The following is a 25074-nucleotide window of genomic DNA, read 5'->3' on the forward strand; positions in this document are numbered from 1 at the left end:
TCACCCCTTAAACAATATCGAAGATACGCTTATTTTTGCCAGCCTTTCCTGTCAGATCAATGGTATGCACAGCGCAGGCAATACAGGGATCATATGCCCTTGCAGTGTGGAGTATACCTGTGGGATTTGAATTGTCAATTCCAAGCAGATTCTCCACTGCCGAAACCTTTGTCCCAATAAGTGCCTGCTCGATGGGGCCTGGTATTCCGTTGCTGTCCCTTGGGGATGCATTCCATGTAGTTGGCACCACCATCTGGTAATTTGTTATCTTTGAATCAGTTCCTGTCTTCACCCAGTGACCCAGAGCACCACGGGGAGCCTCCCAGAGACCAATACCCTGTGAATCCCTTGCCATGCTAAGGTCTGTTGGAATATTGAATCTTCCATTTGGGTTAAGGTCAGTTGTCACCCATTTTAGCAGTTGTTCTGAAAGGATGAGCATTTCCTGCACCCTTGCCAACATCCTTGTGAATGTGTTGACAGCAGAATAACCATTGTCAGAAAACGCTTTCATCAGACCCATGGTCAATGGTTCTTCCATTGCTATCATGCGGGCAATAGGACCAACTTCGCATGGAACACCTTTGTAACGTGGTGCCTTTATCCAGCTGTATCTGCTTTGACTGTCTCCCTGATAATCTATCTCATCAGCATTTCTCACAGGGTTCGTTACTCCATCGAAGGGATGAAGGTCCCCTTCACCGACATAGAAAGAATGGGATATCTCTTCAGTCACTTTCCTGTGGTCGAACTTTTTGTGTTCAAGGGAACCGGTAACAAAAGCAGCTTTCTGGAATCCGCTCTTACCTAACTCAAGTGGGTCATAACCATCCCCATGCTCCACATCATAATAGACACCGTAGGTCAGGAATCCTATCTTTGAAGGATCACTATAAGCTCCTGTCCTGTCAAATTTGAAACTGGCAGGAAGACCTAAGAGTTTCTCACCTATGAGCTCTGAACCAAATGCTGCAAACAGATCGACATCACCCCATCCAGCGGAATATGAGAAATCATTCGATATCAAAGACCTTTCTGTAATTTCCTGAAGGTGTTCCACCACGAAATTTACCGCACTCTGCGGGGATGATGCTCTGAAAGTGTTATCCAGCCATGTACCATGGTCTACGCCCAAGGTGGAGCCATCAATAAAATCCATTACCTGATAATAATAGGAAGCGAGTTGTCCGATATCAGCAACCGTTGGTTTATAGGTTACTCCTCCCAATATGGATGACATCTGGTGGGGCATTTTCCCGGCAATGAGAGCTATGGCTTCCTGAAGCCTTTTCTTTTCCTTGATAGCACTCACGTAAGCTTTTCCCGGAGGTATGGCTACACCATCTATCCGGTAGCTTATGGGAGCAAAACGATATAGCAGCTCCTTCCACAACGCATTCCCTGTATTGCCTATAGTAGCCATAACATCCCTGTATGCAGGGTTCACAATATCCGGTAGCCACAGCACATAGACATGTGTTGCATGGCTGGCGATCATGTTAAGCGACTGGATTATATTCCTTGTAACAAGAGCATCCTTTGGGACCTGATCAGCAATTCCGAAAAGGTCGTCCAGAGCATTTGCAGATGCCATTGCATGAGAGGTTGGACAGACACCACATACCCTTTGTGTGATACGTGCAGCATCCCGTGGGTCACGGTTTAAGAGTATGCGCTCAAATCCCCTGAAAAGCATGCCTGAACTCTGTGCATCCGTAATAACACCATTCTCATTTACCTCTGTGGACAGGCGCATGTGTCCTTCGATACGTGTCAATGGATCCACAACTACTCGGGTCATTATTTCTCCTCCTCCTTTTTATCATCCTTATTGAAAAAGATCCTTCGGGCAGCATGAGCAGCAACACCTACGGTAGCAGCCGCTACTCCCACCTTTGCTGCGGTGTCCATGTTCACCCCGGACAGGATAGCCTTATCCTCAGCCTCTACGTAAAAAGGAGCTCCGTTATCGAAAAATCCAGGCTCACAGCAGGAAATACAGGGAGAGCCTGCCTGAGTACACATATTCACCGAGCCGTTCCATCTGCGAAGGGCGCATTCTGAATGTGTATAAGGCCCTTTACATCCAAGTTTCCAGAGGCATGCATCCCCTGAAAATTCAGTATCGAATATGCCTCTGTCATAGTATCCCCTGCGAGGACAATTATCATGTATTGTGTTGCCCTGTGGGAAGAAAACGAGGGGACGTTTGTATCTGTCCAGAATAGGATCAAGGTCATTGACATCTACCTTTCCCAGTATCACAGCAGCAAGTGTCAGGAGCATCCAGTCCGGATGAGCAGGACATCCTGCAATATTTATCACTGGCTTTTCAATGCCAAGTTCAGTTAACATCCCCTTTGAAGGATTCACTTTCTGAAATGCCACACCCCGAAAGTCTGTGAGGTCTGCTATATCGCTGTCTGCTGAATTGATGCCGCCGTATGTGGCACACATCCCCACTGCCATTATAAGAGTTGCATTGCTTGCGGCTTTTTTGAATATTTCCTTAAAGGTACGCTCGCCGTACATGCAATACTTGCCGGTGCCATCCGGTCCATTGGCAACAGCACCCTCCACCACAAGTATGTAATCGCCTTCCTCTATTGCTTCATCCAGCAGGATCTCCGAGTTCATCTCGGATGTACCTGCAGGCTTACCGTCTACAAAGATACCCTGCTGTGCGAGCAATGTCTCGTGGTAAACAACATCCACATTGAGTTTTTGTATTGCCTGAACAATGTCAGGATTTCCTGCATCAAGCAAGGATTCGGAACAGCCAGTACACTCAGCTCCATGTACCCATATGATCTTTGTTTTCGATAGTTCAAGAGCTCTTGATATATCTGAATGGTGCAGTCCCAGGAATGCCGATGCTCCGATAGCGCCTACCACCTTGAGGAACGATCGACGATCCATATTGAAAAAATCGAGATTCTCTATTTCTTCCATGAAATGCTGACTCCTATCACACTATAATATATTGATGTGTGTATCTCATATATGGTTGTTTATATTTCACTTTTGTAATATCTATCAACATCAATAATTGAACATTTGGCTCTGTAGAAATCCTCGTTTTAACAATAAAAGTAATCTTGAAATCCTTTCAATAAGCCTTTCCCCTCTCCCCCGAACCCCCTCACCCCTTTTTTTTTGAACAGGAGCACCTTAGTAAATGCCTTTTCCCCTCTCCCCCAAACCCCCTTACCCCTTTTTTTTTGAACAGGAGCATCCATAGTAACTACTTCTCACCCTCATACTTCCACTCCATGTGATGCAAATTACACTTAGAGAATCCACCATCTTCCAATCAGAATAAAAAACTGAGTATCTGTTGTCGATTTCCCAATAAGGATAGAATAAAGGATATGACCTGCGAAGATGTTGCTGCTAAACAGCAAAAATGAATTAAGAACAAAGTTATAAAAAGTGCAAAAAATAGAATTATGAAGGTAGCAACATTTGATGGCAATCAGATGAGTCCCCACCATAGAGTTCAAACGCCTTCATAATACTTATTTCATCAAGGATCAACTCGATGATCTCGTCCACAGAATCCTGTACTTTATCAGACAGGCTGAGGGATATCTCATCTGCCTTGCCGATCTCTATACCAAAGACCGTGATCTGCTCCGGCATCTTCTGGATATGTTCGCTTATACAGAGTACATCTGCAAGACTTGTATCATGCATAGAGAATGCATTTGCAGACGAAGCCGCCTTAATGTCCTCAGCTGAAAAACGATGCACGGAACCGGCATCTCCGGCACCTTTTATTGCGTCAACAATGATGACCCTGCTGACATCTTCCAGCAGGTTGAGCATATCGAGTCCGCAGACACCGGCATCTACCAGCTCAACATCATCCGGCAGTTTATCGTGCATCTCCTTCAATCTCTCAATAACATGGATGCCGATACCGTCATCACCTATCAGTGGGTTTCCACATCCCAGTATTCGTATCGTAGGATCACTCCGCAATTTCTTTTTCAACATGTAGGACTTTGTCCTTTTCAACATTGACCAGATCAACATAGTTCAGGTCGCAAAGGTCACCTTTTCCTGTCCAGAAGATAGCCTTGTGGTATTTCCATATCTTCGGGTCAAGTTCTATGATACCTACATGTATGGTTACTTCTATGATGAAGAAATAAGCCATCAGCAGATGCACGGTCCTCATAAATGCCAGTGTACCCAGGTTGAAGTAAGGTCCTACAATGTCACCGATCATAAGTATCCATTCAGCTATCGGCAATCCTAACAGAGCCCATTGCTGGTGATAAAGGGGAATACCACTGATGAACACAAGTGCCACTCCTATTCCTTCGAAGAAGAGCAGGAATTTTGTAACCGGGTGCAATTTATCGATATAACCTCTGTTCTTGACATCATATACAGTATAAGCCGGATATGGCGCTTTGCCCAGGTAATTGAGCATGATCTGCTTGATCCTTTTTGCATCAACTGGTCCGAATATGTATCTTCTCAGTATGTGTGATGCTCTGTGGAGGTAGCCACGAATTCCACCTGCCTCACATATCTCACAATGCGGACATTCGGTTGTTACAATGTTGTAGGGAATAACTATCCAGTTGGCAACCATGAACACTATGGCGAACATCATGTGAATATACAGGGCAGAGTGGTAGGTCATGAAGTCCCAACCCATGTATATCTTAAAGCCTGTTACCAGCAGAATAAATAAAGCAGTGAGGTGGGCAAAATGCGCCAGCCTCTCAGGGAGTGAATATCTCTCTATATGCCTTTCGCCGTTAATCTCTATGGCTTTTCTGCTTATCAGCTTCGGACATTCTCTCTTATCTTTTTCTTCCATGTGCATTCCACCAGCTTCACACTATGTTAAAGATACGAGGATTTTTGTTCTCTCCTGTAAGGTCAATGGTGTGAACCGCACAGGCGAGACATGGGTCAAAGGATCTTCCTGTATGCAATATGCCGGTAGGGTTGGTATTGTCGACACCGAGGAGGTTCTCTGCGGCAGATATCTTTGTGCCGATAAGAGCCTGTTCCAGAGGACCGGGTACGCCATTTACATCCCTTGGGGATGCGTTCCATGTGGTCGGTACCACCATCTGGTAATTCGTTATCTTTGAATCGGAATCAGTTTTTACCCAGTGACCAAGAGCACCACGTGGAGCTTCCCACAGACCAATTCCCTGAGAATCCTTCGCCATGCTGAGGTCTGCGTCAACGTAATACTTTCCATTTGGATCAAGGTCTGTTGTCACCCATTTGAAGAACTGCTCTGAGAGCATGAGAAGTTCCTGTACCTTTGCGATCATCCTTGTGAACGAGTTGGCAGCGGAATAGCCGTTATCTGTGAACTCCTTGATCAGACCCATGGTCAAAGGCTCGTCCATTGCGATCATACGGGCAATAGGGCCAACTTCGCATGGAACACCGTTGTAACGTGGTGCTTTTATCCAGCTATACTTGCTCTGGTTATCTCCTTCGAAATCGATCTCCCTTGCGGTTTTCACAGGGTCCGTGACACCATCGAATGGATGCAGGTCTCCTTTACTTGTATAGAATGCATGAGTTGTCTCCTCTGTGATGTATTTGTGGTCGAACTTCTTCTTTTCCAGTGAGCTGTTGATAAAGGCAGCTTTCTGGAAACCGCTCTGACCAAAGTTCAATGGGTCATATCCGTCACCATTTTCCACATCATAGAAGACACCGTAGGTCAAAAATCCTACATTTGAGCTTGTATCATAGCCGCCGGTCCTGTCAAGCTTGAAACTTGCAGGCAGACCTAACTTCTTCTCACCTATAAGCTCTGAACCGAATGCTGTTATCAGTTCAACATCACCCCATCCGGCAGAATGGGAAAAATCATTGGATGCAAGTGATCTGTCCACCACATCCTGCAGGTGTTCCAGCAGGAACTTTACAGCACTCTGTGGGGATGAAGCCCTGTAGGTGTTGTCAAGCCATGTTTTATGGTCGATTCCAAGAGTTGAACCGTTTATGAAGTCCATTAACTGATAGTAATATCCTGCGAGTTTTCCTATATCTGCAACAGTTGGATTGTAGGTTGTGCCGCCTACTATAGTAGCCATCTGGTGAGGCATCTTTCCGCCTATCAGGGCAATTGCCTCTTCGAGTCTTTTCTTTTCCTTGATGGCGTTTATATAGGCTTTACCAGGAGCTATTGCTTCACCATTTATCTTGTAACTGATCGGTGCATAGCGGTAGAGAAGTTCTTTCCACAATGCGCTACCTGTATCTCCAATAGTTTCCAGAATGTTCCTGTAGACAGGGTTCACAAGGTCAGGTCCCCATAACACGTAGATGTGTGTTGCATGACTTGCCATTGTGTTAAGTCCCTGAATGATATTCCTTGTAACAAGTGCATTCTTCGGGATCTGGTCTGCTACATCGAAGAGGTCATCAAGGGCATTTACTGCTGCCAGTGACTGGGCAGTTGGGCAGATTCCGCATATCCTCTGGGTGAAACGAGCTGCGTCCCTTGGATCACGACCTAAGAGTATGCGCTCCATTCCTCTAAAGAGCATACCTGAACTCTGTGCATCCGTGATGACACCATTTCCGTCTACCTCTGTGACTATGCGCAGATGTCCTTCGATACGTGTTAATGGGTCTACGACAACGCGGGTCATTCTTCATCCTCCTGTTTTTCATCCTTGTTGAAAATTATCCTGCGTGCAGCGTGGGCAACCACACCAACGGAAGCTGCTCCTACTCCTATTGCTGACATTGTTCCTACGTTCATGCCGTTTATCAGAGGCTTATCTTCGATCATTTCATAGAATGGGGATGCGACATCCGGGAATCCCGGTTCACAACACGAGATACAGGAAGATCCTGCCTGGGTGCACATACTGATGGAATTGTTCCATCTGCGAAGACCACAATCTGAACGTGTGTAAGGGCCTTTGCAGCCAACTTTCAGAAGACATCCTTCACCTGAGAAATCCTCGTCAAGTATGCCTCTGTCATAATATCCTCTGCGGGGACAGTTATCGTGCATTGAGCTGCTAGCCGGGAAGAACACAAGAGGACGCTTGTATCTGTCCAGTACAGAATCAAGGTCATTAACATTTATTTTTCCGAGTATCACGGCTGCGAGTGTCAGCATGATCCAGTCAGGATGAGCCGGGCATCCTGCGATATTTATTACCGGTTTATCAATGCCAAGTTCATCCAGCATACCTCTGGAAGGGTTCTCGTTGAGGAATGCCACACCTCTAAAATCAGTAAGGTCCTTCAGGTCACTGTCAGCTGAATTGACACCACCGTAAGCTGCACACATTCCAACAGCCATTATCATAGAAGCATGGCTTGCGGCTTTTTCGAATATATCCTTGAAGGTACGCTCACCTATCATGCAGTACTTACCGGAGCCTTCAGGTCCGTTTGCGATAGAACCTTCGATAACAAGTATGTAATTTCCTTCTTCTATAGCTTCATCAAGCAGGATCTCAGTATTCAATTCAGAAGTGGCTGCAGGCCTTCCGTCAACGAAGATTCCCTGTTGTGCAAGAAGTGTTTCGTGGAAAGCCAGGTCAACACTGAGTTTTTGTATTGCCTGAAAAACATTAGGGTTTCCACCATCCAGCAGGGATGCAGAGCAGCCGGTGCATTCAGCACCGTGCAGCCATATGACTTTAGTCTTTGATAGCTCAAGAGCTTTTGTAATTTCTGAACGATGTAAACCAAGGAATGCCGATGCACCTATGGCACCTACTACCTTGAGGAACGATCGTCGATTCATGCTGAAAAGATCTGTTTTTTCTGTTTTTTCCAATGTAACCACTCCTATGATGGATTAATTTGCAGTTGTGGTATGATTTGACTGTTAATCTTAACTTCCTTAAATTGTTAATGATTTATAATGTCGTATTTGGTGAAAGGAAGTTATCTCCTACTCACATTATTTATATGTATCGGAGTATTTTATGGCATGCCTAATAATGTGCCAATAGTTAGCATTAATCATGGTTTTTGATTATCATGATTATTCATTGCATACAAAAACAAGTACATAAGCCTTTTCACTGTTTTTTAATATTTCCTAATAATTTCTCATACTTTCAAACTTTCGCTTTTTTTTAATTAATTATGTTTAAATATCAATTGCACAATTGAATTTTTATGTGTATTGCAATCCCCGGTAAAGTAACCTCATTGTTGGATGAATATACGGCTCTCGTCGATTTCGGAGGAGTTAATAAGAAGGTGAAACTAGACCTCCTTGGAAGTTGTGACGATTCACTCCTCGGGCAGTATGTTCTTGTACATGTGGGTTACGCGATATCTTTGATCTCTGAAGAAGAGGGAAAGGAGACAATGAAACTTATAGAACAACTCATGGAAGGGGAAGAAGATGGCTACGGAGTCTGAACTTCTGGCAAAGATACACGAGCTGTCACGCCCTGTTCGCATTATGCATGTATGTGGAACCCATGAGAGGACCATTTCAAAGTTTGGAATGAGAAGCGTGCTCCCTCCGGAAATAGAGGTTCTCAGCGGACCCGGTTGCCCTGTATGTGTGACACCTGAAATAGAAATAGACCGTGCAATAGCACTGGCAAGATCAGGTGTTATCCTAACTTCCTTTGGAGACATGATGCGAGTGCCTGGGAGTAATGAGAATCTTCTTGATGCACGCTCCCAGGGAGCTGACGTGAGGATGGTTTACAGCATTGATGATGCCATCGCTATCGCAGAAAAGAACCCTGAAAAAAAAGTAGTGTTCTTTGCCATCGGTTTCGAGACCACGGCACCCACAAATGCTGCTGCTATTTTGCGCAATTTACCTGATAACTTCAGTGTGCTCGCATCCCACAAGCTAACTCCCCCGGCACTCATGGAACTGGTGGATGAGATCAACGTGGATGCTTTCATTGCTCCTGGTCATGTGTGTACCATTATTGGTATCCACCCCTTCCAGCCTTTCGCAGACATGGGTTTCCCGGTTGTGGTAGCAGGTTTTGGAGCAAAGGATGTGCTCATTTCCATTCTCATGATATTTGAGCAAATGAGCTCCGGCAAAGCAATAGTTGAAAACGCATATCCTAGAGCCGTGAGGGATGAAGGCAATCTTAGAGCACAGGAAATGATGCAACAGGTCTTCGATATCGGCGATGCCCAGTGGCGTGGACTCGGGCTGATAAAGAACTCCGGACTTACCATCAAAAAAGAGTTTGAGGATCATGATGCTGCATTAATTTATGAGGATGTCATCGAGAGATGCCTGCCGGAAGTATCTTATGAGAGTGCAACTGAGTCACTGTGTAAATGCGCAAATATATTGAAAGGCAGGGAAAAACCTGATGATTGTCCACTTTTCGCGAAAAGATGCACTCCTGCAACACCTGTTGGTTCCTGTATGGTCAGCCAGGAAGGCATGTGCTATAACTGGTATCAGTACAGGAGTGTCTGAGAATGCATGAGTATTCGCTTGCATGTGATATTATTGAAAACGTCATTTCCACTGCAGAGCTGAACAATGCTAAAGAGGTAAAGGAAATTACCCTTGGTGTGGGAAAACTGACCCATGTAAATCCTGAGCAGATATTATTCTGCATGGAAACACTGGTCGAGGATACAATTGCCCGAGGTGCCAGGATCATAATTCAGGATATCTACCCGGATATGGAATGTGAATGTGGTTTTTCTGAAAATGGGGAGCATTTCTACACAACCGGGGATATCTCCACGGATGATATCAGGGCTTTTCTGGAAGTGCCCTGTCCGGCTTGCGGGAAGATACTGCATGCATCAGGCGGTATGGAAATCATCATCCAGAGTATCGATATTGAACAATAATACAGGAGAATGATATAGCATGTTAATGCACGTGATCAATGTAGGCCATGACGTTCTGAAAGCTAACACCAAACTCGCAGAGAAAAATAACAAACTTCTGGAGAAGCATGGCATTCTCGCCATCAATATGATGGGTGCCATTGGATCGGGAAAAACGACTCTCATAGAGAAAGCGATAAAAGCACTTGGAGGGAGATATCGCATAGCAGTCATTGCCGGTGATGTGATAGCTGATATGGATGCCGGAAGAATCGCAAAGCTGGGAGTCACAACAATTCCTGTTAACACCGGACGTGAATGTCACCTGGACGCAAAACTTGTGGAAAAGGCCCTGAAGTCCATAGACCTGAAAGAAGTCGATATCCTCCTTATAGAAAATGTAGGAAATCTCATCTGTCCCGCTGACTACAAGCTTGGGGAACATCTGCGTGTTGTGGTCGTGAGTGTCACAGAGGGTGATGACATAGTTCTCAAGCATCCCATGATATTCAAGACAGCAGATGTTGCGATAATCCATAAGGTGGATATCGCAGAGGCTGTTTTTGCAAGCACTGAAAAAATGGAACACGACGTCAGAGAGCTTAACCCGGATATCCCTGTATTAACAACTTCAATACATGACTCTGTGAGCATGGAACAGTGGTTCTCGACAATCTCATCCTTTGCCGAAGAACTGAATCAGAGATGAGCACCATGAGCAACCACAATAAGATAACCATGGAACACGGTGCTGGCGGTCGTTTCATGCAGGAATTGATAGGTGATATGATTGTTAACAACATATCAAACCGTTCCGCAGGGTCCATTGGACTTGACGACCTTGATGACGGTGCTACCATCAGCTTACCCGGGGATATGGATGATAGTTCTGAAATTGTCATGACAACTGACAGCCATGTGGTAGACCCTCTCTTCTTTCCGGGAGGGGATATAGGAAGGTTATCTGTCTGTGGCACCGTGAATGACCTTACTGTTATGGGTGCCAGGCCACTTGCATTGACCTGTGCCATCATTGTGAGGGAGGGATTCGATATCTCTGCTTTCGAGCAGATCATAAAGTCCATGAACCTTGCAACAGAAGAAGCAGGAGTTCCTATAATCACAGGAGACACCAAGACCATACAGGGAAACAAACTGGATTCTATGATTATCAATACAACTGGGATAGGCGTTGCTTCACCTGCGATACGGGATAGTGGCCTGTCTCCCGGGGATGCTATCATAGTTACAGGAAATCTGGGTGACCATGGTATAGCCCTGTTATCCCACAGGGAAGGCTTCGATTTTGAAACCGAACTGGTGTCCGATGTTTCGCCTCTCAATGATCTTTTGAAGGAACCGCTGAGCCTGAGGACAGCTGATGGAAAGAGTCCTATCACTTCAATGAAGGACCCAACCCGTGGAGGTCTGGCTTCCTGTATCAATGAGATAGCTCAGAAAAGTGATGTTGGCATAATCCTTGAAGAGGATGCGATTCCCATAAACGAGACAGTAGGAACAGCATGTGAAATGCTGGGACTGAACCCGCTGGAGATAGCGAATGAAGGAAAAGCTGTGATCGGTGTTCGTAAGGAATATGCTCAGGATGTTCTTGACATGCTCCACTCTCATAAATATGGCAAAAATGCAGCCATAGTTGGAGAGGCGGTCTTAGAACAACAAGGAAAGGTATTGCTCAGGACACCCATTGGAAGCCTGCGTCAGTTAGGCATGCCAGTAGGTGACCCGATACCAAGAGTATGCTGATCACTTTTTCAGCATACTGTTTATTTCTTCAAGGATCTCATCCTCGCTCTTGTCCTTGATATCGATACCAAGGTTCAAAGCGGTTTGTTTTATTTTGGATGTTTTTTCACTCTCAGAATCTGTGTTCTTAATGGAATTCTCAAACTCTTTCAATGAGAGTTCTGATTCTTTCTGTGCCTTCTTGAATTCACCCATGGAAGTTCCCATGGAGCGTGCCAGTTCAGGCAGCTTGCTTGCGCCAAAGAGCAATAATAACCCTGCGAATATGATCAAAAGTTCGCTAGGTCCTAATCCTCCTATCATATTTGTTCATCCTCTGAATTTTTGTTTTTCATTTAATTTGTCTTCACGTTCTCTTCTATAAGAACGAGAAGTTCATCAGTACTCTTGCCGTGGACATCAATACCTGATGCTTCTGCAATTTCCTTTATTTTGCAGTCAGTATCTTTCTGGCTATTGGCCTGTGGATACATATCAAGATCAGATACTCCCAGCTCTGCAGATATCTGTGCTTTTTTAAAATCGCCAAATGCCTTACCGGCAGCTCGTGCAAGTTCCGGAACCTTGTCCGGACCAAAAATAAACAATGCAGCGATCAACACTATAATAATTTCAAGGGAGCCGATCATTTTATCAACGGTGTATGTATTTCCTTCTTGAATATAGACTTATGGTTTAGTGTTCATCTGGATATCAACAATCCAATCTCAAATAACACTATGAGGAGAGCTGCACTAACAAGCTGTGCTATGAACGTGGGGTCAGGGGACAGGAAAAGTGCAAAGGTCAGAAGTGAAGCATAGACCAGAATACGCATCTTTCGCAGTGTTTTCTTCTGGATGATCCCCATTCTTGTGGCAAAATACATCAATACAGGTACCTGGAACACAAGCCCGAATCCTGCCATGAGTGTTATAGCTACGGAAATGGTCTGCTTGACAGATATCTGGTTGTCTGCAATGGTATCAGAAGACAATATGATATAATCGAACATCAAGGGCATTATGAATACCAGAGCAATGGTCACTCCAAAAATGAAGAACACAAAAGATACAGGAAGGGTGCTTTTGATGAATCTTCTCTCGTTAGGGTACATGCCCCTTGCTGCAAATCTGAACATCTCATAGAAGAACAAAGGAAATACACAGGCAAGTGCAAGCAGGAATGAGACCTTCACTTTTGTGAACATCCATTCCAATGGGGAATATATGGTCATTTCTATACCCGCACCTATGAACATGTTCCATGCATGTTGAATAATGGATTCTGAGAATGGATAGAAAACAGCGATGAAAACGAACATCGCAAAGACGATCCGGATAAAGCGGTTGCGCAACTCTTTCAGGTGTAGTTTGGCAGGCTCAATATAATCGCCATCAACACCAACTTTATTTTTGATATGTTCCGGATTCCCAAATGGATCATTTTCCATTATATCGTAGTAGGTTCGGGATATATATAATAGAAACGTAGTAGCTGAAATAAGGAGAAAGTGATCATTTGGCATCTTATATGGAAGATCTCGGTATAATAGCAAGCTCACTGAGGAAGAAGCTCCTACTTTTCATGCTAGTGTTCTTTGCTGCTTTCATGACAGCATTTCAACTCGCTGGCTCTCTTATAGCCACTATCAAGGAAGACCTGTTGCCCGAAGGTGCAAAACTGGTCTATGTATCTCCTCTTGAAGTGATGCTTCTTAAAATGAAGATCGCAGTGATAATAGGTATTTTTGTCATGTTGCCCATGGTATTGTTCTTTGCGGTAAGACCACTCCTGAAAAAGAGTAAGATACCTATAACGGTAAACAAAAAATGGGTGTTTGTCTCTTTCATACTGGCAATAATTGCATTTCTCGCAGGCGCATCCTATGCGTATTTCATCATGTTGCCACTTTTCATAAACTACCTGTTCCTGAATGCGTCCGCATCCGGTGTTGTAGCCACGTACTCAATATTCAGTTTCATCTCCTTTGCGGTACAGGCATCGCTCATATTCGGTCTGGTCTTTGAGACTCCCCTGGTACTTACGATCCTTACAAGGTTGAATGTGGTCCAGTACAGTACGCTTATAAAATACCGCAAACACATCTATGTGCTCTGTCTTGTTGTAGGCGCTGTGATAACACCACCTGATGTCATCAGTCAGCTCATGGTGGGAATCCCGCTCTTGTTCTTCTTTGAACTCAGTCTTATCATAGTCAGATTCGCAGGTGGCAAGAAAAAGGAAAGCAAGGCAGAATAATTCCTTCTCACTTTTCATCTTTAAGGCTGGCTACAAGTGCCTGTCCAAGAGATATACCACCGTCACCGCATGGAATTCTGCTATGGGTTATAAATTTAAATCCTGCTTCTTCAACTTTATCACGTATTCCGGAGTTGATATGCTCATTGTATGCAACACCGCCTGTCAATCCGATGATATCTATACCTGTTCGCTTTGCTGTGCTCAGGGCAAGCTGTGCAATTCCCTGCGCAAAAGCATCTTCAAATGCATGGGCCAGCTCCGTAATCGGATACTCACCTAAACGCACATAGAGTTCATACAGGAGCATCGAGGTATCGAAAACATCATCCTTGATGATAACGGGCAGTTCAAGAGAAGTTTCTTTTCCAGCCTTTGCAGTCGATTCAAGTTTCATGGCAGGCTCACCCTGATAACTGCGATACCTGCATATCCCCAGAAGCGCAGATGCCGCGTCCAGTACCCTTCCGGCACTGCTGGACATTACTACATTGATATTCTTATCCAGCTGTCCCAGTACGGTCCTTGCTTCCCTTAAGCCGTGTTTTAACTCGAAGGGCAACTTCATGAGTTCATCGGTTTCGACCATATCCTTCAACATTCCCAGCACCATGCGTTCGGGATAGTATGAACAAACATCCCCGCCGGCCATTGGCTGTGGCTTCAAGTGGGCACACCTCCTGAAGTCCGTATAGCTGGATTCCAGTATTCCACCGCCCCATACAGTACCGTCAGTGCCATAGCCCACTCCGTCAAGAGCTATGCCTATGATCCTTGAATTCCTATCAAGTCCGGCGTCTGCCATGAGTGATACCACATGCGCATGGTGGTGTTGTACAGGGACAACAGCATCTCCGCCATTTTCCATTGCAAACCTGGTGGTATTGAACTGCGGATGAAGGTCACAACCCCAGCGCTCGGGTTTTATAGAGGTCAGATCTGAGAAATTTCTGAATACATCGGCATGATACATGGCGGTCTCGAAATGACCTGTATTGCCTATGTGTGGAGATATGTATGCCTTGTCACCTGATGCGAACATTATGGTGTTACTCAGTTCTGCACCAACGCCAACACAGGGTCTGACTTCAAAGGGCAGTTTTATGGCTTGTGGCACATAGCCACGGGAGCGACGAATGAACACAGGCTTTCCTGAAATGAACCTGATGACAGAATCGTCTATGCGGTTCTCTATCTTCAGGTCATGCAGGAGATAATTATCCACCACCGCTGAGAGCTCACGAATGGCAATGTCGTTGTCTATCACCATGGGAAGACTTGGAATATTGGCCGAGCTCATCACATATACTGAACTTGATGTGTGTTGAAAGAGCAGTTGATGAATACCTGAATATGCTAACATCACACCAACGTTGTGTAGTCCGGGAGCCAGCCCTTTAAGAATGTGCTGTTCTTCCTTTTTATCCAGAACCACAATGGGACGCTTGCTACTCATGAGGATCTCTTCCTCTTCAGCACTGATATTCACAAGCTGTCTCACTGTCTCAATATCCCTTGCCATAACAGCGAATGGTTGTTGCGACCTACCAATTCTGTTTCTTAGCAACTCCACCGCATTTTCCTGAAAAGCATCACATACCAGATGGAAGCCGCCATATCCTTTGACAGCGATCACTTTTCCTGCATCTATTGATCCTGCACATTCTATGATGGCATTGTTACCGCGGGAAGAGATACTGCCACTGTTGTCTGCAAAACTCACTTTTGGTCCACATTTCTGGCAGCAGACGGTCTGTGCATGGAAACGTCTGTCAGAGGGCGTTGTATATTCCGAGTCGCATATTGTACAAGGATGGAAGGGAGCCATGGAGGTATTGTGCCTGTCATATGGGAGTGACTCTGTCAGAGTATATCTGGGACCGCATTCTGTGCAGGAAATGAAAGGATAGCCGTAGCGACGGTCCTGAGGATCTGAAAGTTCAGCCAGGCAGTTCTTACAGATACCGATGTCAGGGACCAAAATAGAATTCGGGGTGTTGGCGGTATTACTTTTGACTATTGAAAAATCAGTATAATGGCAAAGATCTGCTTCTTTGCACTCAAGTTTGTCTATCTGGCTCTGGGCTGGATTTTCAAACTGCAGGTCGTGCAGGAAGTTGTCTATCTGTCGCTTGCTGCCCTGAACAATAATTTCAACGCGTCCACCTGCATTTTTCACATATCCGTGAAGCTCATGCTTTTTTGCCATACGGTAGACAAAAGGCCGGAATCCCACACCCTGTACGATTCCCTCTACCATTATTTTCTTGCAGGTCTGTGGCATTGCTTCTTCAATCTCCGTGGCTGATAACTTATCAAAAGAAATTATGAGCCAGATAATAGATAGTTTTTATCTCTGAGATTATTAAAAGTTAGTCTTTTAATTTTGATTGTCAGGTAAGGATATTTTCAAGATAGGATATTGGTCTCAGATGAGACTTTCTGCCTTATCTCTCATTTCCTTCACCTTCACATCATCAGGTTTGAGCTTCAATGCTTCATCAAAAGAAGCGATAGCACCCTTATGATCACCGAGTCGAGACATAGCGAGTCCCTTCTGCTTCCAGACAATACTTTGCCTGTAACCCATCTTTATGAGTTTGTTGAAGCAGAATAATGCCATTTTGTTCTGTCCCAGATACATGCAGTTTATTCCCTTGTTCAACAGTGCTGTGGCGTTATTTGGATTTATTTGCAGGGCGGCTTCGAAACATTCAAAGGCTTTCTCATGGTCCTTTTCTTCTTTTCCAAGTCTTATGCCTTCCTGCACCCATTCTGCTCCGGTCTTCCTGTCCCTTTGTCTCAGTTTTCTCCGGGCTCTGCTAAGGGCAGCTGTCGGGTCAAATCCTTTCTCCTTCCTTGTAGTGCTTTCACCCTCGGGTCTGTAACTCTGTACTTCAGGCTTCTTTTTCTTTACAGGTATTCTCTTTTGTGGGATATAATCCTCTTTTCCAAGAATCCTGTGCAGGATCATAATAGCAGCGTCCTTGTCCAGGGGATTATTGTTATTCCCGCATTTAGGGGATTGGATACAAGAAGGACAGCCTTCCACACATGAGCAACTGCTTATTGAACGAAGTGTGACCTCGAGCATCTCGACTATCTTTTCATAACCACTTTCTGCATAACCCACACCGCCAGGATGACCATCATAGATGAATATGCCGCTCTTACCTTTGAGGTCATCATGCTCGGGTGTGGAAACTCCACCCACATCGTTACGGTCAGCTAGCAGGTGCAGGGGATACATGGCTATCATAGCATGTTCTATGGCATGGATCCCACCTGCGAAGTCCCGCTCATGTGAATCCACCAGCTCATAGAGGTTGGAGGGTAGTTCCAGCCAGAGAGCTTCGGTTTCCAGTGAAAACTCCGGCATGTCAAGAGACTGCTGTCCCAGGTCAGCATCGCTACGCTGTTGTATCTTTTTGTAGCCTGTGACCTGTTGGTTAACATCCACATCACCAAAGCCTACTTTCACATCGTGACATGTGGTTAGTACTTTTGTATCAACAGTATCACGGATCACAATATCAGAAGATACCAGTGACTTTGTGTAGTAGCCGTCCCTGGCTATCTCCACATGTATCTCTTTTTTAGTATGGTCCAGTTTTGTAACACAGTAAGGAGTGCCCTTATTGATGTAGACTGCACCTTCGAATCCTTCCCTGTAGGCACGAAGTCTGCCAATGTCCTTTTCCAGAGGTTTACGGGTGTGTTTGTCGATTATGATATAGGAATCGTTCTCGATATTCCTGATGGACACCTGCATGTGCGCCCTGTTGTCGAGTGACCGTTTCTCTAAAAGCCCTTCCAACAAGCCTTCCTCTTCAAGAACTTCCACGATAGCATGGTACTCGCTGCCAAAATATTTCTCATCCTCAGTTTTCAGGGGAATTTCCCTTGCAGCGCAGAGCAGATGCCCTGCCTGTATGTAGCGATTTGATACATTAATGACAGCTTCCTCGCACTTCCCCCTGAAGAAATCCTCAGGATTGCGCATGTAATACTGGTCAAGAGCATTTGAGTCTGCAACAAGGACCACGATACTCTCCTGAGTTCCACGTCCGGCTCTGCCTGCCTGCTGTCTTGCGCTCATTATGGTGCCCGGGAAGCCGTCCAGTATACAGGCGTCCAGTCCTCCTATGTCGATACCCAGCTCCAGAGCATTGGTAGATATCACACCGTTGATATCCCCATTTGAAAGTCCCTTTTCTATGCTCTCACGCTCGCTGCTTTGATATCCGCCCCTGTAAGGGCTAATCTGCCTGTCAACTCCCCGGTTTGCAAGTATTTCCTGTGCCTGGACGTACATCCTTTCCACTTTCTGGCGGGAGCGTGCAAAGACGATGGTCTGAAAATTTCTTTGTACAAATGTGCTGAACAGGTTAACAGTTTCTCCGAAACTTGATCTGCGCAGAGTGAAGTTCCTTTTATTGACGTAAAGTGGAGGGTTCCAGAACAGGAATTTTTGTGCACCCTGACCCGAACTGTCGTTATCTATCAGATTCACATCACGGCCAATGAGGGCAGAGGTGTGTTCCACTGGATTGCCTATGGTTGCGGTGCAGCAGATGTACTGTGGTTTCGCACCGTAGTACTCACATATGCGATTCAGCCGCCGCAGCAGGTTTGCCATGTGGCTGCCCATGACACCACTATAACTGTGACTCTCATCCAGTACTATGATCTTGAGATTTGAAAGAAAAGGCTTCCACTGTTGCTTCCACTGCAAAAAGCTCAAGTGCAGCATTTCAGGATTTGTGAATATCACTCTGGTATTTCCGTATTTGACAGCGTCCTTTTCTGCCTTGCTCATGGAGCCTGTGAACCTGTCTATCTTCACCTTCAGGAACATGTGCTCACTGAAATCTAAAAAGGTCTGCAACTGGTCATTGACAAGAGCATTCAGCGGTGAGATATAGAGTGCAGTTGCAAAGGGATCTTCCAGCATCTTCTCAAAGATGGGCAGCATATAGCACATGGTCTTTCCGCTGGCAGTGCTGGTGGAGAGTACAATATCCTCTCCTTTCCTCGCTTTCTCAACAGCTTCCGCTTGATGTGAGTAAAGCTCTTCAATACCCATCTTCCCAAGAGCATGTCTGATCAATGGATTCATTTCCATAGGACCATATTCAGGCTCTTTTGGAGCTATGTCCTCAATATGTACTACCTGCCCCTCATAGCCTCTTGCTGATTTTATTGTCCTGATAAGTCCGGAAACGTCCATTTTTAAATAGCCTCGTTTGATTAATGGCTTAATGGGGTGAAGGGTTAAAATCTGTTTCTATGGATGATGTGGTAATTTGTAACTTACATCTCTTTTGCTTTCATTTTTAATTATATCTCAAAAGGGAAAATAACTGGAAGCCATTAAGCGATATTTTCCTTGGTTACATAAATCACCCAGAAGCTAAATTTGAAGGGGATATTGGGATTCTTCAAAGGAGACATTTGAAGCCTACTGGATGTGTGTATATCGGCAAGGAAGCCAATAAGGTTGAGATGCAAGAGCTTGAGAGCAATAGGGTTGAAAATTATCTTGATGTCGAGATATGTTTCAATCCTATTGCCCTCTAAGTCCTGCATTTCAACCTTATTGACTTCCAATACTCTATTCCCCGAAGAGTATCTTGTGGTGTCCTCGCTGTCATTGATGAACCAGTAGTACTGATCAAGATCTGATGTAGAATACTCCTCAAAATAAATATCCAAACGAAAGAATTAAACATCTGTTTACCAGATGTTCAAATCCACATTTTAATTTTAGTTTCTCCTGCGTTGGAAGAAGAATGCCAGACCGAGTATGGCAACTACTGGGAGTGCAATGGTTGGGAATTCTGGGATATCAGTTTGCTCTGGAATCCACTTTTTATAGACTGGATTTTATTCTTCAACATTTGTTGGAGTGTCCACAGATGCTGTGATACGATCAGTACCCTCGTATTCTCCCATGTACGTGAAGGTTGCTACTCCATCATTTAGATTCGTATAAATAGTGCGAGATTTAAGGAAATTTGGACCAGCGATTACAAAATCCACGCTAGTCGACAGCGTAGGAAGTCCGGTGGGGTTGCCATTTGAATCCGTAAGTTCTACTTTTGCTCTAACTGTATGCTGGGTGCCCACAGTATTAGTATCGTCATCCTGAGTCAGAGTAACCTTGCATGGCCCCATAATACCAGCAGCAGTAGTAGCAGCAGCAGTCCCCGCGAACATTATCAGAAATATCAAGGATATTTCAATGCAAACAACCATATTATGTTTAATTCTCATTTTGATTCCCCCATGAATCATATAAAATCTGAGTTTTTACATATCATTTATATTTGCTTTACATTGCACTATATTCTTTGTGAAACTATGATTCGAAAATTTGTTCATTAAAAGGCTAACGGGGTTAATAATGAATGATATAAGCTCAAGCGTACAATAAATTGCTGCAGCCGAGAAACTCTACGCTGGATCAAACGGGTACTAAAGAGAGCTATGAAGAGATTATAGAAAATCTAAGTCCCATCCTCCTAGCAAGATGGATACAAGAACTAAATCGTAATTTCAAAACAATTCTATAACTCTCATTTAATCTACAATGAGTTTTCAGCTTACATTTGTTCCAAAACAACTGGTTCATATAATCCAAAAAAGTAAATGCAAATATCCTGATTATCAGGATATTCGCTTATACTGAAATAATCCGAAAATATCAGATGTCCTTATTCTTCAGGAACATTTTTGCCATTCCAATCCTCTGCTCAAGGTCAGGTCCTTCGAGATCCTCGACCACATATTCGAGGAATGTTGGAATATCTAGATGCTGTGGACATTTTTCCAGACACTTGCCACATTGCACACAGAGGGATGCAAGACCGGGTTCACCGCCTGTTACTCCACTTAGCCTTGCTGCATACATGAATTTTGTCTGGTCTTTGTCACCGAACATGTTCAGGCTGTTGTATAGTTCGAAACAGACAGGAATATCTACACCAACCGGACAGGGCATACAGTAACTGCATCCGGTACATCCGGCTTTCATGAGCTCACGATACTTCTTCTCGGCTTTCCCGACAAGTTCCAGCTCGTTTTCTGTCAGGGAATCAGGCAGTGCTTCTCCTGCTATCTTCAGATTTTCCTCGATGTGAGCTTCCTCGTTCATGCCGCTCAGGACAACTGTGACTTCAGGATGATTCCAGACCCAGCGCAGAGCCCATTCTGCAGCTGTGCGTTTTGTGGGAGCTTCATTCCAGATATCTTCTACTGCATGTGGAACTTTTCCTGCAAGGCTTCCTCCACGCAAAGGTTCCATGATGATCACGCCAATGTCCTTTGAGGCTGCATACTTCAGACCTTCGGTTCCTGCCTGAAGTTTTTCATCCAGGAAGTTGTACTGGATCAGGCAGAAATCCCAGTCGTAAGCATCTACTATTGGTTTGAATTCGTCAGGTGCTCCGTGGAATGAAAAACCTGCATTGATTATGCGGCCATCAGCTTTTGCTTTGTCCAGGAAGTCAATGATTCCGAGTTTTTCTACGTTACTCCATGATTCTCCCATAAGGCTGTGAATAAGATAATAGTCGATATGGTCGGTGTTGAGTTTCTCAAGCTGGGCATTCAGGAATTTGTCCATATCCTCCCGGCTCTCGATCATCCACGTGGGAAGTTTTGTTGCAAGTTTGACCTTTTCCCGGTATCCATCGCTAAGCGCACGGCTGAGGAATGGTTCGCTCTGTCCCATGTGATATGGCCATGCAGTATCCACGTAATTTACACCACTATCAATGGCATAGCGGATCTGCTTTGTAGCTCTTTCTTCATCAATCATTCCATCTTCCTTCATTGGAAGGCGCATGGCTCCGAATCCCAGTATTGAGAGTTCGTCCCCGTTCTTTGGCATTGTTCTGTACAGCATTTCTATTTTCCTTGTATCCCTGTATTATAATTGATTTGTATCAAATTCTGATTGACTGGTCACTTTGACCTATGCGAAAAAAATCATTCTGGAGCCATGCCTCTCCAGAGCAACTGAAATCCGTCCTCGATGATATCGTCTATATTCTCCAGACGACCGGTATTTAGAATAAGCTCTACCACTGCCCTGCTGGACTGGTAAAAGATTGCCATTGTTAGTTCCATAGAATGATCTTTGGTTTTTTCACTCCTGAAGCCTTCATCTATCAGAGTACGGATGAATTCATACTCCTTCGTTGCTTCTTCACGAGTGAGTTTTGTGATATAAGGGGAAGAGCAGAACTGTCCTACAAAGTGGAACTCTTCGGGATTATTCACACCACAGCTAATGAAATTTGACCATAGTTGTCTCATCTGTTCCTCAAAGGAAGCCTCAGGTTCAAGTCCTGTTCTTACACAGGCACTCAACCGGCTCTTTACCTCGAAATATAGGCTGTTTATGAGCTCCTCTTTGGTAGCAAAGTAGTTGAAAAGGCTACCAGTGGAGACACCCGCCTCCTTTGAGATCAGTGCGGTGGATGTACCATGAAAACCTCTTTCAGTAAAGAGTTTCAGGGCTGCATCCATTATTGCAGTTCTTTTATCTTTGACCTGATTACTCATGTTTTGACTCACATTGAATATATTGACTAATCAGTCATCATTGTTGTTTATATATAAGCCTTTACACATAATTCAAAATAGACCTAAATCATCTCATCTCTCAGTTTCAGCATCTTTTCGTTGATGGTGGTGAGCCTGCTAAAGATCATGCAAACATATAAGTTAATATTTATAAGTATTGGTAAACATATATTTTTTACAAGCTCGATACATCCTGATTTTGCATAGAACTTCACTTTTTAGGTAACTGCCTTTATTATTCAAATTAGTAATTACGTTTAGTAATTCAGATTCCAAAAATATGGCTTTGTAGAAATCCTCTACGACAACTAAAACGAATATAATTTTTGTAGATTTGTTGATATTATACAGTATCAATTTTATTTTGATTTCTTTAACATGATTCCTGAATTTTCTTGCCTTGATCTCTTCCCCATATACTCTTTTCAGGACCGAGAACACTGTTTCAACAATGTTTCTTTTATGATAGATTCTTCTATCAAACCTTTTACTCAACCTTCTTCTATATTTCCCACTTATTCTCTTTCTATTTCTATCTCTTAATGGAATTATGAAATATATCCGTCTGTAGAAAAACGCTGATAGTTTTATTTTTGAATGTTCATTCTAAGTGTGACAGACTGAAGAAAAGATGTTTATTCCATTAGGTTCGAATGATAGATTAATTAGATAATAATCCAATCTGGAGGGTAAATATGAAAGTTCTTGGAGTATCGGGGTCACCTAGGCCGGATAGTAACACAGATAGAGCATTAAAAACTGCTTTAGATGCTACCGGATTAGAAACTGAATTTATTAAGCTGAAAGACTATAACATTCAGCCTTGTATCGCCTGTTTAAAATGTGTTGACACGAATGTGTGTGTTATCAAGGATGATGGGATCATGCTGGCTGAAAAGGCCAAAGAGGCAGATGCCCTTATCATCGCAGGTTACACACCGTATTCTACAATTGATTCCCGTACAAAGGCATTTATCGAGCGACTCTATCCTCTCCGCCATAAATATGGGTTCATGCAGGGAAAACCCGGTGGGGCGATAATGACATGCGCCATTCCTGAAACGAATGAGATGATGCCTCCCGCCTGTGATAACGGCATCAGCGCAGTCATGTTCTATATGATGGAAGAGAGCATGAACTTCATAGGAGGAGTGAAGGTACTGGGTAATGTACCCTGTGTCAGTTGCGGATATGGTAATGAATGTGATACCAGTGGACTAAGGATGATCTTTGGTCCTGAGGCCACGGTAGAGTCGGTGGGTATCAATAGATTTGAGGATCAACCAGAAGCTGTTAAGGGGGCAAAAGAACTGGGGCAAAAGATAGCAAAAGCTTTAAGCTCAGAATAACTGGTCCAAAGTTTAACATTTGAGAGGTATTCGGCTCAGTAGAAAGCCTAATACCTGCTTAATATTCTAAGCATGAATTCGTTTAAGAATTAGTGCTCCAAATTGTTTTGTGACCACCAAAACAAAAAGGAGCGACTCTAATTGTCTACGAACAAGTTTACATCTTTGTTATTGTAGACGATTTCTACAAAGCCAAAAATATATCGTATTTTAAAACCAATATTATAATGTACAAAATATTTGTACATCACTCATGGGGTATTTTAAAGGGGAGTTAGAATGAGAACGAAACAGAGTATAATAGTTTCTTTTGGAATCTTATTTGCTTTTTTAGTTATGCTTATTGCCCTGCTGTCAACACCTGCTATGACCCTGAGATAATGGTGAACATAGTTGACCTCGGGCTTGTTTATGGGGTGGATGTCGAGGGTGAAAGGGTACATGTGGAGATGACACTGACCACCCTGCCCTGTCCTATGTATGAGTTCATGGCAGAGAATGTGAGGCAGAAGGTTGAGGCAATGGAGGGTGTCAAGGAGGCTGTGGCCGAGCTTGAATGGGACCCACCATGGACTCCCAATCGCATGTCTGAAGAAACAAAGAAGAAACTAGGGGTCGAGTGAATGGATTCCGAAGGTCTGTTCTCGCCCGAGATCGCACTTCCCTCGCCAGAGTTCACGGGCGGTGTGTCCATTGAGGAGGCACTGGTAATGCGCAGGTCAGAGCGTTCGTATTCTGACAGGCAGCTGTCCCTGGAGGATGTGTCCCAGCTGCTCTGGGCTGCCCAGGGTGTGACGTCCTCGATGGGTTTCAGGACGGCCCCTTCTGCAGGTGCCCTCTATCCTCTGGAGATCTACCTTGTGGCAGGTAATGTCAGGGGACTTGATCCAGGTGTGTACAGGTACGTTCCAGAGGGTCATTCACTTGTCCTGACCGCAGAGGGTGACAGGAGGAAAGAGCTCTCAGAAGTCTCACTCTCACAGCCCCAGATAAAAAACGCTGCTGCTGATATTGTGATAGCTGCTGAGTATTCCCGCACGATGATAAAATACGGTGACAGGGGAATCCGGTATGCCCATATCGAGGTGGGTTTTGCTGCCCAGAACGTCTACCTTCAGGCAATTCCTCTGGGTATAGGAACATGTGCAGTTGGCGCCTTCTATGACGATGATGTAGCGGATGACATTGGTCTGCAATCCAGTGAAAAACCGCTACTGATCCTACCCATTGGTTATGTCTGAAGATCAAGGCAAAAAAAGGCTGAAGGCTGACCCGTTATCAGCGGGTCCATTTCCTTCCATTTTACTATTTACCGTCTACTGAAATATTT

At 44.3% G+C, this 25074-nt stretch carries 27 protein-coding genes; 9 read left to right on the forward strand and 18 right to left on the reverse strand.

From position 1 onward, the window contains the following. Positions 1-7: 7 nt before the first annotated feature. The 7 genes from V7O66_RS03570 to V7O66_RS03600 all read right to left on the reverse strand — a co-directional run bounded on the left by V7O66_RS03570 (position 8) and on the right by V7O66_RS03600 (position 7801). On the reverse strand, positions 8-1801 hold the full coding sequence (locus tag V7O66_RS03570) for a nickel-dependent hydrogenase large subunit (RefSeq protein WP_406661603.1): 1794 nt from the start codon (positions 1799-1801) through the stop codon (positions 8-10). Next, entirely contained in the window at positions 1801-2952 is a 1152-nt protein-coding gene (locus tag V7O66_RS03575) for a hydrogenase small subunit (RefSeq protein WP_406661604.1), read from the reverse strand. The genes V7O66_RS03570 and V7O66_RS03575 overlap by 1 nt, the downstream gene beginning before the upstream one ends. A gap of 128 nt (positions 2953-3080) precedes the next feature. Continuing rightward, complete coding sequence (locus tag V7O66_RS03580) at positions 3081-3239, reverse strand: hypothetical protein (protein ID WP_406661605.1); 159 nt, start codon at positions 3237-3239, stop codon at positions 3081-3083. Between the two features lie 208 nt (positions 3240-3447). Continuing rightward, on the reverse strand, positions 3448-3999 hold the full coding sequence (locus V7O66_RS03585; protein WP_406661606.1) for a hydrogenase maturation protease: 552 nt from the start codon (positions 3997-3999) through the stop codon (positions 3448-3450). Next, on the reverse strand, positions 3974-4837 hold the full coding sequence (locus V7O66_RS03590; RefSeq protein WP_406661607.1) for a cytochrome B: 864 nt from the start codon (positions 4835-4837) through the stop codon (positions 3974-3976). The genes V7O66_RS03585 and V7O66_RS03590 overlap by 26 nt, the downstream gene beginning before the upstream one ends. 16 nt (positions 4838-4853) lie before the next feature. Continuing rightward, positions 4854-6644, reverse strand: coding sequence for a nickel-dependent hydrogenase large subunit (locus tag V7O66_RS03595; protein ID WP_406661608.1), 1791 nt, complete (start codon positions 6642-6644; stop codon positions 4854-4856). After that, positions 6641-7801, reverse strand: coding sequence for a hydrogenase small subunit (locus tag V7O66_RS03600; protein WP_406661609.1), 1161 nt, complete (start codon positions 7799-7801; stop codon positions 6641-6643). Before V7O66_RS03600 ends, V7O66_RS03595 begins: the two co-directional genes overlap by 4 nt. A 338-nt stretch (positions 7802-8139) precedes the next feature. On the opposite strand from V7O66_RS03600, the gene V7O66_RS03605 reads away from it, so the two are divergent. Genes V7O66_RS03605 through hypE form a run of 5 tightly spaced genes read left to right on the forward strand, consistent with a single transcriptional unit; the run spans position 8140 to position 11562 of the window. Then, positions 8140-8388 carry a HypC/HybG/HupF family hydrogenase formation chaperone gene (locus V7O66_RS03605; RefSeq protein WP_406661610.1) on the forward strand — a complete coding sequence of 83 codons (249 nt, stop codon included), beginning with the start codon at positions 8140-8142 and terminating at the stop codon, positions 8386-8388. Continuing rightward, complete coding sequence (gene hypD, locus V7O66_RS03610) at positions 8372-9430, forward strand: hydrogenase formation protein HypD (RefSeq protein ID WP_406661611.1); 1059 nt, start codon at positions 8372-8374, stop codon at positions 9428-9430. The genes V7O66_RS03605 and hypD overlap by 17 nt, the downstream gene beginning before the upstream one ends. Positions 9431-9432: 2 nt before the next feature. Next, complete coding sequence (locus V7O66_RS03615) at positions 9433-9816, forward strand: hydrogenase/urease maturation nickel metallochaperone HypA (RefSeq protein ID WP_406661613.1); 384 nt, start codon at positions 9433-9435, stop codon at positions 9814-9816. A 25-nt stretch (positions 9817-9841) separates the two neighbouring features. Continuing rightward, positions 9842-10504: a hydrogenase nickel incorporation protein HypB gene (gene hypB, locus V7O66_RS03620; protein WP_406661614.1), complete on the forward strand. Its 663-nt coding sequence runs from the start codon at positions 9842-9844 to the stop codon at positions 10502-10504. A 5-nt stretch (positions 10505-10509) separates the two neighbouring features. Continuing rightward, positions 10510-11562: a hydrogenase expression/formation protein HypE gene (hypE, locus tag V7O66_RS03625; protein ID WP_406661615.1), complete on the forward strand. Its 1053-nt coding sequence runs from the start codon at positions 10510-10512 to the stop codon at positions 11560-11562. On the opposite strand, the gene tatA is transcribed toward hypE, so the two are convergent. Genes tatA through tatC form a run of 3 tightly spaced genes read right to left on the reverse strand, consistent with a single transcriptional unit; the run spans position 11563 to position 12994 of the window. Then, positions 11563-11865, reverse strand: coding sequence for a twin-arginine translocase TatA/TatE family subunit (gene tatA, locus V7O66_RS03630; protein WP_406661616.1), 303 nt, complete (start codon positions 11863-11865; stop codon positions 11563-11565). It lies immediately after the preceding gene. Between the two features lie 32 nt (positions 11866-11897). Then, positions 11898-12191 (reverse strand): twin-arginine translocase TatA/TatE family subunit, encoded by a 294-nt coding sequence (locus tag V7O66_RS03635; RefSeq protein ID WP_406661617.1) that lies wholly within the window; start codon positions 12189-12191, stop codon positions 11898-11900. 53 nt (positions 12192-12244) lie between these two features. Next, positions 12245-12994, reverse strand: a complete 750-nt coding sequence (gene tatC / locus V7O66_RS03640; RefSeq protein WP_406661618.1) for a twin-arginine translocase subunit TatC — start codon at positions 12992-12994, stop codon at positions 12245-12247. A 68-nt stretch (positions 12995-13062) separates the two neighbouring features. On the opposite strand from tatC, the gene V7O66_RS03645 reads away from it, so the two are divergent. After that, on the forward strand, positions 13063-13803 hold the full coding sequence (locus V7O66_RS03645) for a twin-arginine translocase subunit TatC (protein WP_406661619.1): 741 nt from the start codon (positions 13063-13065) through the stop codon (positions 13801-13803). Between the two features lie 7 nt (positions 13804-13810). Here the strand turns inward: V7O66_RS03645 and hypF are convergent, their stop codons facing one another. The 8 genes from hypF to V7O66_RS03685 form a co-directional block, all read right to left on the reverse strand. Next, the gene (gene hypF / locus V7O66_RS03650; protein WP_406661620.1) at positions 13811-16087 is read right to left on the reverse strand and encodes a carbamoyltransferase HypF; all 2277 of its coding nucleotides are present in this window, start codon (positions 16085-16087) and stop codon (positions 13811-13813) included. A gap of 144 nt (positions 16088-16231) precedes the next feature. Continuing rightward, positions 16232-19033: a DEAD/DEAH box helicase gene (locus V7O66_RS03655; protein ID WP_406661621.1), complete on the reverse strand. Its 2802-nt coding sequence runs from the start codon at positions 19031-19033 to the stop codon at positions 16232-16234. 143 nt (positions 19034-19176) lie between these two features. Further along, positions 19177-19413, reverse strand: a complete 237-nt coding sequence (locus V7O66_RS03660) for a hypothetical protein (RefSeq protein ID WP_406661622.1) — start codon at positions 19411-19413, stop codon at positions 19177-19179. Positions 19414-19569: 156 nt separating this feature from the next. After that, complete coding sequence (locus tag V7O66_RS03665; protein WP_406662562.1) at positions 19570-19668, reverse strand: PEF-CTERM sorting domain-containing protein; 99 nt, start codon at positions 19666-19668, stop codon at positions 19570-19572. Between the two features lie 21 nt (positions 19669-19689). Beyond that, positions 19690-20079 (reverse strand): hypothetical protein, encoded by a 390-nt coding sequence (locus V7O66_RS03670; RefSeq protein WP_406661623.1) that lies wholly within the window; start codon positions 20077-20079, stop codon positions 19690-19692. Between the two features lie 430 nt (positions 20080-20509). Beyond that, entirely contained in the window at positions 20510-21712 is a 1203-nt protein-coding gene (locus V7O66_RS03675) for an aldo/keto reductase (RefSeq protein ID WP_406661624.1), read from the reverse strand. Positions 21713-21795: 83 nt separating this feature from the next. Next, complete coding sequence (locus V7O66_RS03680; RefSeq protein ID WP_406661625.1) at positions 21796-22374, reverse strand: TetR/AcrR family transcriptional regulator; 579 nt, start codon at positions 22372-22374, stop codon at positions 21796-21798. Between the two features lie 162 nt (positions 22375-22536). Next, on the reverse strand, positions 22537-22986 hold the full coding sequence (locus tag V7O66_RS03685; protein ID WP_406662564.1) for a transposase: 450 nt from the start codon (positions 22984-22986) through the stop codon (positions 22537-22539). Positions 22987-23090: 104 nt separating this feature from the next. On the opposite strand from V7O66_RS03685, the gene V7O66_RS03690 reads away from it, so the two are divergent. From V7O66_RS03690 to V7O66_RS03700, 3 genes are all read left to right on the forward strand, one after another. Next, positions 23091-23744 carry a flavodoxin family protein gene (locus V7O66_RS03690; RefSeq protein WP_406661626.1) on the forward strand — a complete coding sequence of 218 codons (654 nt, stop codon included), beginning with the start codon at positions 23091-23093 and terminating at the stop codon, positions 23742-23744. 380 nt (positions 23745-24124) lie between these two features. Next, entirely contained in the window at positions 24125-24367 is a 243-nt protein-coding gene (locus V7O66_RS03695) for a metal-sulfur cluster assembly factor (protein ID WP_406661627.1), read from the forward strand. After that, positions 24368-24985 carry a SagB/ThcOx family dehydrogenase gene (locus V7O66_RS03700; RefSeq protein ID WP_406661628.1) on the forward strand — a complete coding sequence of 206 codons (618 nt, stop codon included), beginning with the start codon at positions 24368-24370 and terminating at the stop codon, positions 24983-24985. Positions 24986-25074: the final 89 nt, after the last annotated feature.

It is taken from the genome of Methanolobus sp. ZRKC3 (genome assembly GCF_045291275.1).
Classification (GTDB): Archaea; Halobacteriota; Methanosarcinia; order Methanosarcinales; family Methanosarcinaceae; genus Methanolobus.

Excerpts from the sequence above, each read along its gene's own strand:
- hypF (WP_406661620.1), bottom strand. The coding sequence starts at position 16,087 with ATGCCACAGACCTGCAAGAAAATAATGGTAGAGGGAATCGTACAGGGT.
- hypD (WP_406661611.1), top strand. The coding sequence starts at position 8,372 with ATGGCTACGGAGTCTGAACTTCTGGCAAAGATACACGAGCTGTCACGC.
- V7O66_RS03590 (WP_406661607.1), bottom strand. The coding sequence starts at position 4,837 with ATGGAAGAAAAAGATAAGAGAGAATGTCCGAAGCTGATAAGCAGAAAA.
- V7O66_RS03570 (WP_406661603.1), bottom strand. The coding sequence starts at position 1,801 with ATGACCCGAGTAGTTGTGGATCCATTGACACGTATCGAAGGACACATG.
- V7O66_RS03605 (WP_406661610.1), top strand. The coding sequence starts at position 8,140 with ATGTGTATTGCAATCCCCGGTAAAGTAACCTCATTGTTGGATGAATAT.
- V7O66_RS03580 (WP_406661605.1), bottom strand. The coding sequence starts at position 3,239 with ATGGATGCTCCTGTTCAAAAAAAAAGGGGTAAGGGGGTTTGGGGGAGA.
- V7O66_RS03670 (WP_406661623.1), bottom strand. The coding sequence starts at position 20,079 with ATGAGAATTAAACATAATATGGTTGTTTGCATTGAAATATCCTTGATA.
- V7O66_RS03680 (WP_406661625.1), bottom strand. The coding sequence starts at position 22,374 with ATGAGTAATCAGGTCAAAGATAAAAGAACTGCAATAATGGATGCAGCC.
- V7O66_RS03635 (WP_406661617.1), bottom strand. The coding sequence starts at position 12,191 with ATGATCGGCTCCCTTGAAATTATTATAGTGTTGATCGCTGCATTGTTT.
- hypE (WP_406661615.1), top strand. The coding sequence starts at position 10,510 with ATGAGCAACCACAATAAGATAACCATGGAACACGGTGCTGGCGGTCGT.
- V7O66_RS03615 (WP_406661613.1), top strand. The coding sequence starts at position 9,433 with ATGCATGAGTATTCGCTTGCATGTGATATTATTGAAAACGTCATTTCC.
- tatA (WP_406661616.1), bottom strand. The coding sequence starts at position 11,865 with ATGATAGGAGGATTAGGACCTAGCGAACTTTTGATCATATTCGCAGGG.
- V7O66_RS03690 (WP_406661626.1), top strand. The coding sequence starts at position 23,091 with ATGAAAGTTCTTGGAGTATCGGGGTCACCTAGGCCGGATAGTAACACA.
- V7O66_RS03655 (WP_406661621.1), bottom strand. The coding sequence starts at position 19,033 with ATGGACGTTTCCGGACTTATCAGGACAATAAAATCAGCAAGAGGCTAT.
- tatC (WP_406661618.1), bottom strand. The coding sequence starts at position 12,994 with ATGGAAAATGATCCATTTGGGAATCCGGAACATATCAAAAATAAAGTT.
- V7O66_RS03585 (WP_406661606.1), bottom strand. The coding sequence starts at position 3,999 with ATGTTGAAAAAGAAATTGCGGAGTGATCCTACGATACGAATACTGGGA.
- V7O66_RS03695 (WP_406661627.1), top strand. The coding sequence starts at position 24,125 with ATGGTGAACATAGTTGACCTCGGGCTTGTTTATGGGGTGGATGTCGAG.
- V7O66_RS03700 (WP_406661628.1), top strand. The coding sequence starts at position 24,368 with ATGGATTCCGAAGGTCTGTTCTCGCCCGAGATCGCACTTCCCTCGCCA.
- V7O66_RS03675 (WP_406661624.1), bottom strand. The coding sequence starts at position 21,712 with ATGCTGTACAGAACAATGCCAAAGAACGGGGACGAACTCTCAATACTG.
- V7O66_RS03595 (WP_406661608.1), bottom strand. The coding sequence starts at position 6,644 with ATGACCCGCGTTGTCGTAGACCCATTAACACGTATCGAAGGACATCTG.
- hypB (WP_406661614.1), top strand. The coding sequence starts at position 9,842 with ATGCACGTGATCAATGTAGGCCATGACGTTCTGAAAGCTAACACCAAA.
- V7O66_RS03575 (WP_406661604.1), bottom strand. The coding sequence starts at position 2,952 with ATGGAAGAAATAGAGAATCTCGATTTTTTCAATATGGATCGTCGATCG.